Raw genomic sequence first — 6,232 nt, forward strand, 5'->3', positions numbered from 1 at the left:
TATTAAAAGAACGCCGCTGGCAGATGATAAGCGAAAAGTACAGGTATCGCTCAGCAAAGAGGGAGGACGTGTACTGGTAGAGATCCGGAAAATCCGCGCCGGATGGCTGGCGAAGGCCATGAGCGCCATGCTAACGGTGGAAGAAAAAAAGATAATGAAGCAGGCCGCAAATATCATTCAGCGGCTGGCGGATTATGAGGGAGAAGAAAGCTGAACCGCATTTGTAAACACCAGGCTGCTGTGCAGCAGGGATGCATTCATTCACTGGCATACATTTTTCAGCATACTACAAGATATACAGGGCTATCCTGATTTTTAACCCACTGCAGGCCGCATTGCGCATTCAGCGCTTTGTGTTCCGGCATAAAACATATTTATATTGAAACCATCTCAACTATTCCGTTCATTAAGATCCCGTAACTACCGGTTGTATTTTACCGGGCAGTCCATTTCCCTTATTGGTACGTGGATGCAGCGGATGGCGGTAAGCTGGCTGGTGTACCGGCTTACCCATTCATCGCTGATGCTGGGCATTGTTGGGTTTGCGGGCCTTATTCCTTCCATGCTGTTTTCTCCCTATGCCGGAACGCTTTCGGACCGGCACAGCCGTTATCGCATTTTGCTGTATTCGCAAATTGCCTCCATGCTGCAGTCCGGCGTACTGGCTGCTATTGTGCTGCTTAAATACTACAATATAACAGCCATTATAGCGCTGGCGGCTGCGCAGGGTGTTATTAATGCCTTTGATACCACTTCCCGGCAGTCATTGATGGTAGATCTTATAGACAATAAAGAAGACCTGCCCAATGCTATTGCGCTTAATTCATCAATGGTAAACCTGGCGCGCCTGCTGGGGCCTGCCTTTGCCGGCATTATCCTGAGCACATTTGGTGAAGGCATTTGTTTTTTGATAGACTTCCTCACCTTTATTGCGGTGATTGTTTCCCTGCTGATGATGCGCCTGCAGCTTATAGCGCCTCCTAAAACCGATACCAACATCTGGCAGGGACTGAAAGAGGGTTATGCTTACCTGCAGCAATCCCCTAAAGTGCGTTCGGCTATAATGATGCTGAGCGCTTCAGGTATTTTTCTCATGTCTTTCAACACGCTTACGCCGGTATTTGCCAAAGAGGTTTTTGGCGGCGATGCGGAAACCTATAGCTGGTTTGCCAGCATTACGGGACTGGGCGCACTGTCCAGCGCTATTTACCTGGCCGGCCGTAAGCCCGGTAAAGACCTGCTGACTTTTATAGGCATAGCGGCACTGGTGTTCGGGATTAGTGTGGTTGCCTTTTCCCGCGTTACCTCACTGCCGCTGGCCCTGCTGTTTATTATGCTTTCAGGCGCTGGTATGATGGCGCAGGTTGCAGCTACCAACACTTATGTGCAAACCAATGTGCCCGGGCATATGCGGGGCCGTATGATCAGCTATTACGCCATGGCCTTCCAGGGCACGCTGCCAATAGGCAACCTGCTTACCGGGCTGGTAGCACACCGCATTGGCGCGCCGCTTACAGTTAGCCTGCAGGGCACCGCTGGCATTATTTGCGCCGCACTGTTCATCTGGGGTGTTTACAGGCACCGGGGCGCAAACACTGAAACAAAGCCCCGCCTGGAATACAGCGACATTGTATAAGCGATATATTTTTTAAAGCACTAAAAAAATTGTTATGGCTATTACCGCACTGGACCAACGAACCGCACTGGTATTAATTGATCTGCAAAAAGGTATTGCCGGCGCTCAAACCGTACCGCCTGCCGAAGGAGTGGTGGCTAATGCCGCCAGGCTGGTAAAGGCTTTCCACGCTGCCGGTCTTCCTGTTGTGGCTGTGAATGTAAGTTTTGCAAGTGACTTTGGCGATGCCCTGAAGCCCCGTAATGAGAGAAAAAGCGCAGCCTCCCGAAGCCCGGGATGGGATGAGCTGATGCCGGAGCTGGAGCTGCAGCCTACTGATATTTATGTTACCAAACATAACTGGAGCGCCTTTTACGGCACTGATCTTGACCTGCAGCTGCGGAGGCGGGGTATTACCAATATTGTGCTGGCAGGCATTGCTACCAGCATTGGGGTAGAAGGCACGGCCAGGGGCGCGCATGAAAGAGCCTACAATGTAACCTTTGCCTCAGATGCAATGAGCGACCGTTCAATGGCCGCGCATGAGCATAGCCTGCAGGTAATTTTTCCGATGATAGGTGAAACGGGAACAACAGCGGAGATTATTGCAATGCTGAAGGGGAACAAAGAGGGCTGACATTCGTCAGCCCTCTTTTATTAGTTATGCGCTGCAGGTTACGCAGCCTTCTTCCATGGTACAAACCGCGCCTTCGGGAATACCGTCCAGCATGGTGGTTGATCCGCCCGTAGTAGCAGCTACAACCGGCTCCATTTGCTGGCCGCCCTGTTTTTCTACCGTGAACTGTACGGCCTGGGTAGCAGCCTGCGTACGCAGGTAATACATACCGGTTTTCAGGCCTTTCTTCCAGGCGTAGAAGTGCATGGAGGTAAGCTTGCCGGCGGAAGGAGTGTCTACAAACAGGTTGAGTGATTGTGACTGGCAAATGAATGCGCCGCGGTCGGCTGCCATATCAATGATGTTGCGTTGTTTGATTTCCCAAACAGTTTTATACAGCTCCTTAATGTTGGAGGGTATTTCGTTGATCTGCTGTATGGAACCATTGGCCGCGATGATCTTGTTTTTCATATCATTGTCCCACAGGCCCAGCTCTACCAGGTCTTTCAGCAGGTGTTTGTTCACCACCACAAACTCACCGCTCAGTACGCGGCGGGTATAAATGTTGGAGGTATAAGGCTCAAAGCACTCATTGTTACCCAGTATCTGGGAGGTAGAGGCAGTAGGCATGGGCGCCAGCAGCAGGGAGTTACGGATGCCGTGCTCTTTAATGCGAGCTTTCAGCGATGTCCAGTCCCAGCGGTCAGAAGGTTTTACGCCCCACATATCAAACTGCAGGATGCCTTTGGAGGCCGGTGAGCCGGGGAATGTTTCGTACGCGCCGTGCTGTTTGGCTATATCGTTAGAAGCGGTTAATGCCGCGAAATAAATGGTTTCAAATATTTCTGCATTCAGCTTGCGGGCTGCTTCGCTTTCAAAAGGATAACGCAGCAGTATAAACGCATCTGCCAGGCCCTGTACGCCCAGGCCTATGGGGCGGTGGCGCAGGTTGCTGCGGCGTGCTTCTTCTACCGGGTAATAGTTGTTGTCAATGATCTTGTTCAGGTTGAGGGTAGCCTGGTAGGTTACCTCATACAGCTTTTCATGATCAAACTTACCGTCTATTACAAAGCGGGGCAGCGCCAGGGAAGCCAGGTTGCATACCGCTACTTCATCAGCATCTGTATACTCAATGATCTCTGTGCAAAGGTTAGAGCTTTTGATGGTGCCCAGGTTCTGCTGGTTCGACTTGCGGTTGGCGGAGTCTTTATACAGCAGGTAAGGAGTACCGGTTTCTATTTGCGCATCCAGGATGGCAAACCACAGGTCCTGCGCTTTTACTGTTTTGCGTGCGCGGCCTTCCTGCTCGTATTTTTCATACAGCGCTTCAAACTCGTCGCCCCAGGTTTCGTGCAGGCCCGGCGCTTCGTGGGGGCAAAACAGGCTCCAGTCGCCGTTAGCTTCCACGCGTTTCATAAACAGGTCGGGCACCCACAGGGCGTAAAACAGGTCGCGTGCGCGCAGCTCTTCTTTACCGTGGTTCTTACGCAGGTCCAGGAACTCAAACACATCGGCATGCCAGGGCTCCAGGTAAACGGCAAAGGCGCCTTTACGCTTGCCGCCGCCCTGATCAACATAGCGGGCAGTATCATTAAACACGCGCAACATGGGAATAATACCATTGGAGGTGCCGTTGGTACCGCTGATGTAAGAGCCGGTAGCGCGGATGTTGTGAATGCTTAAACCAATACCGCCTGCGCTTTGCGAGATCTTGGCGGTTTGCTTCAGCGTATCGTAAATGCCGTCGATGCTGTCGTCTTTCATGGTCAGCAGAAAGCAGGATGACATTTGAGGTTTGGGCGTGCCTGCGTTAAACAGGGTAGGCGTAGCGTGGGTGAACCAGCGCTCGCTCATCAGGTTATATGTTTTAATGGCAGACTCAATATCTTCTTTATGTATACCTACGGCTACGCGCATGAACATATGCTGCGGGCGCTCTGCAATTTTACCATCTACCCTCAGCAGGTAAGAGCGCTCCAGGGTTTTAAAACCAAAATAGTCAAAGGCAAAATCGCGGTCGTAAATAATATTGGAGTCAAGTATCTCCGCATTCTTTTTAATGATGTCCCATACATCGTCAGACAGCAGCGGTGCGGGCTTACCTGTTTTCGGGTCCACATACTCATACAGCTTCTTCATCGTTTTGGAAAACGATTTTACGGTATTCTTATGCAGGTTGCTCACCGCAATGCGGGAGGCCAGCAGCGCATAATCCGGGTGCTTGGTGGTTAAAGAAGCAGCGGTTTCTGCTGCCAGGTTATCCAGCTCTGTTGTGGTTACGCCATCATACAAACCCTGGATTACTTTTTTGGCCACGTCAATGGAATCTACATACTCAGATGCCAGTCCATAACACAGCTTTTCAATACGTGCGGTGATCTTGTCAAACTTTACCGCTTCTTTGCGGCCATCCCTTTTTATTACAAACATGTGTATTGAAATTTAATAAGGTTAGCAATATGCAATTACGAATTGTCAATTACGAATTACGAATTAAAATGCAGCGATTGAAAGCCGGTTTAAACACCGCACTATTAATCCGTAATTAATAATTCGTATAAATGCAGCAATTAATTAACGCCAGTTCAAGCACTATACTATCAATTCGTAATTCGTAATTGATAATTCGTAATTACTAAAAGTCTTCGTCTAAGCTGAATGTTTGTGTTTCCTTGCCGGACATTACGCCTGCTTTCTGGTAATCGCCCACCCGTTTTTCAAAGAAGTTGGTTTTGCCCTGCAGGGAAATCATTTCCATAAAGTCAAACGGGTTGGTGGAATTGAATATTTTGGCGTAACCCAGCTCTGACAGCCAGCGGTCGGCTACAAACTCAATGTACTGTGCCATCAGGCGGCTGTTCATACCAATAAGGTCTACGGGCAGCGCATTGGTTATAAATTCCTTTTCAATGGCTACTGCGTCGCCAATGATCTGGTGCACTTCTTCCTGGGTAAGCTTTTGCTGCAGCATGCTGTAAAGCAGGCAGGCAAATTCGCAGTGCAATCCTTCATCACGGCTGATCAGCTCATTGGAGAAGGTAAGGCCGGGCATCAACCCTCTTTTCTTTAACCAGAAAATAGAGCAGAAGCTTCCGCTGAAGAAAATACCTTCCACGGCTGCAAAGGCAACCAGGCGTTGTGCAAAGTTGCCGTTCTCGATCCAGCGCAGCGCCCATTCTGCTTTCTTTTTTACAGCAGGCACGGTTTCAATGGCATGAAACAGGCGGTCTTTTTCAACAGGATCTTTTACGTAGGTATCTATTAATAAAGCGTAGGTTTCCGAGTGTATATTTTCCATCATGATCTGAAAACCGTAAAAACAGCGGGCTTCCGGTATCTGCACCTCGCTCATAAAGTTTACGGCCAGGTTCTCATTCACTATACCATCGCTGGCGGCAAAAAAGGCTAATACGTGCGTAATAAAATGGCGCTCTCCATCGTTCAGGGTGCCCCAGTCTTTCAGGTCGCCGCTAAGATCTATTTCTTCTGCTGTCCAGAAGCTGGCCTCATGCCGTTTATATACTTCCCATACTTTCGGATAATTAATGGGCAGCAGTACAAAGCGATCTTTGTTCTCTTTCAACAAGATCTCATTTTCAAGGTTCATACGCCAAGTTTTTTTTGGTTAAATGCTGTACGCTAACTGGAATAAGGGGGTTTGACGGGAGATACCTATCCATATAGTGAGGAAGGTGTCACTTGCGTCAATAACCTTATACGCGAAGGTCTTTGACAAATGGTTGCGCTTGGCAGGTATCTGGCTTCCCTGATCAAGAACATCACATGTTGGGGATCAGGAATCACAGTAGCGCGTCTGCTCGTGATTCTAACACGATTCCCTATTAATCCCGGCTACGCACCGGAAACCAATGCAACTAAGTCAAGAACTCACACAAATGTAAGTACGAAAGGAACGGGTGAGGTTTAAAGTTTTTAACACGTGTGGAAAAAGAAGCGCCTATTTTTGGAAACACAACAGGGTATTGGCACATGCTGTGATA

At 49.1% G+C, this 6,232-nt stretch carries 4 protein-coding genes, 1 pseudogene and 1 riboswitch; of the genes and pseudogenes, 3 read left to right on the forward strand and 2 right to left on the reverse strand.

The genetic code is table 11. The features are described 5' to 3' along the window. From VFS25_RS20925 to VFS25_RS20935, 3 genes and pseudogenes are all read left to right on the forward strand, one after another. A pseudogene (locus VFS25_RS20925) lies at window positions 1-214 on the forward strand (hypothetical protein); the annotation flags it as partial. A gap of 165 nt (window positions 215-379) precedes the next feature. Beyond that, window positions 380-1,636, forward strand: coding sequence for an MFS transporter (locus tag VFS25_RS20930; RefSeq protein ID WP_326464129.1), 1,257 nt, complete (start codon window positions 380-382; stop codon window positions 1,634-1,636). A gap of 34 nt (window positions 1,637-1,670) precedes the next feature. Continuing rightward, complete coding sequence (locus VFS25_RS20935) at window positions 1,671-2,252, forward strand: isochorismatase family protein (RefSeq protein ID WP_326464130.1); 582 nt, start codon at window positions 1,671-1,673, stop codon at window positions 2,250-2,252. A gap of 24 nt (window positions 2,253-2,276) precedes the next feature. On the opposite strand, the gene VFS25_RS20940 is transcribed toward VFS25_RS20935, so the two are convergent. Both VFS25_RS20940 and VFS25_RS20945 read right to left on the reverse strand, forming a co-directional pair. Further along, window positions 2,277-4,661: a ribonucleoside-diphosphate reductase subunit alpha gene (locus tag VFS25_RS20940; RefSeq protein WP_326464131.1), complete on the reverse strand. Its 2,385-nt coding sequence runs from the start codon at window positions 4,659-4,661 to the stop codon at window positions 2,277-2,279. A gap of 205 nt (window positions 4,662-4,866) precedes the next feature. Further along, window positions 4,867-5,838: a ribonucleoside-diphosphate reductase small subunit gene (locus tag VFS25_RS20945; RefSeq protein WP_326464132.1), complete on the reverse strand. Its 972-nt coding sequence runs from the start codon at window positions 5,836-5,838 to the stop codon at window positions 4,867-4,869. 124 nt (window positions 5,839-5,962) lie between these two features. Then, window positions 5,963-6,116: riboswitch (cobalamin riboswitch) on the reverse strand. Between the last annotated feature and the right edge of the window lie 116 nt (window positions 6,117-6,232).

The organism is Chitinophaga sp., assembly GCF_035761305.1.
Taxonomy (GTDB): domain Bacteria; phylum Bacteroidota; class Bacteroidia; order Chitinophagales; family Chitinophagaceae; genus Chitinophaga.

Coding starts and splice junctions, on each gene's coding strand:
- VFS25_RS20935 (WP_326464130.1), top strand. CDS start 1,671: ATGGCTATTACCGCACTGGACCAACGAACCGCACTGGTATTAATTGAT.
- VFS25_RS20940 (WP_326464131.1), bottom strand. CDS start 4,661: ATGTTTGTAATAAAAAGGGATGGCCGCAAAGAAGCGGTAAAGTTTGAC.
- VFS25_RS20945 (WP_326464132.1), bottom strand. CDS start 5,838: ATGAACCTTGAAAATGAGATCTTGTTGAAAGAGAACAAAGATCGCTTT.